Annotated in this window: 1 protein-coding gene; it reads left to right on the top strand. The window is 67.0% G+C overall.

Annotated features, from left to right (window positions below; all coding sequences use genetic code 11):
- The first annotated feature begins 103 nt into the window (after positions 1-103).
- Complete coding sequence (locus CH341_RS31420) at positions 104-1,078, top strand: carbohydrate ABC transporter permease (protein WP_111423638.1); 975 nt, start codon at positions 104-106, stop codon at positions 1,076-1,078.
- Positions 1,079-1,118 lie beyond the last annotated feature (40 nt).

The following is a 1,118-nucleotide window of genomic DNA, read 5'->3' as shown; positions in this document are numbered from 1 at the left end:
GCGGCGAGCCACCTTCTCCCCGCGCGCGGGGAGAAGGAAGAGCCGGCGCCCTCGCAAAGGCGAACCCGCCCCTGATCAGGAGCGAGTCGAAAGGGACCCCCCGATGACCGCCATCACGGCCACCTACGCCCCGCCGCAGCCGAGCACGCGCGACGTGTCGCGGGCGCGGGCGATCCGGCGCTTCCGCTGGTCGATCCTGGCGCCGCTGATCGCCGTTGTCGCGATCGTGCTGCTGCCCGTGCTGGCGCTGCAGCTCTACTTCTCGGTGCATCAATACTCGGTCTATCTCGGCTCGTGGTGGGACGCCGAGTTCGTCGGCACCGAGCTCTTTCGCGAGGTGCTGACCGATCCGCGCTTCGGCTGGGCGATCCTGCGCTCGCTCGCCTTCGCGACCGCGTCCACGTTCGGCTGCTTCGTGCTCGGCTTCGCGCTCGCCTGGCTGATGGTGAAGCCGTTCCGCGGCCATGCGGTCTACTACATCGTCTTCATCCTGCCGATGCTGACCGTGCCGATCGTCGTCGCCTACACGGCCGAGATGCTGCTCTACCAGAGCGGGCCGATCAACGGCATCGTCAGCGGCATCCTGGGCGTGCCGTTCAAGCCGGCTTGGTTGACCGACCCCAATATCGCGATGCTGACCGTCACGATCCTCGAAATCTGGAACTGGACGCCGTTCAGCTTCATCATCATGCTGGCTGGCCTCGCCGCCATCCCGAAGGAGCCGATCGAGGCCGCCGAGATTTTGGGCGCCTCGCGCTGGCGCATCTTCCTGGAGGTCCAGCTTCCGCTGCTGCGGCCGGTGATTTTCCTGGCCCTGGTGCTGCGCTTCCTGGAGGCGATGGCGGAGTTCCCGAAGACCTGGGCGCTGTTCCAGGGCGGCCCCGGAACCGCGACCGAGACGCTGCCGGTCTACATCTTCCTCACCACCTGGCAGTACTTCGAGATCTCCAAGGGCGCCGCCATGTCTTACGTGGTGATGCTGCTGATGGTCGTGATCGTGCTGGCCGCCATTGCGCTCCTGCGGCGTGAAAAGCGCGCGCTCGACCGGCTGTACACGGCGGAGGAGGGGGCGGCATGAGGAAACGCGTTTCACCTCCCCCTGGAGGGGGGAGGTCGGC

The organism is Rhodoplanes roseus, assembly GCF_003258865.1.
GTDB lineage: Bacteria > Pseudomonadota > Alphaproteobacteria > Rhizobiales > Xanthobacteraceae > Rhodoplanes > Rhodoplanes roseus.
This window is presented reverse-complemented; position numbering and strand designations above follow the sequence as displayed.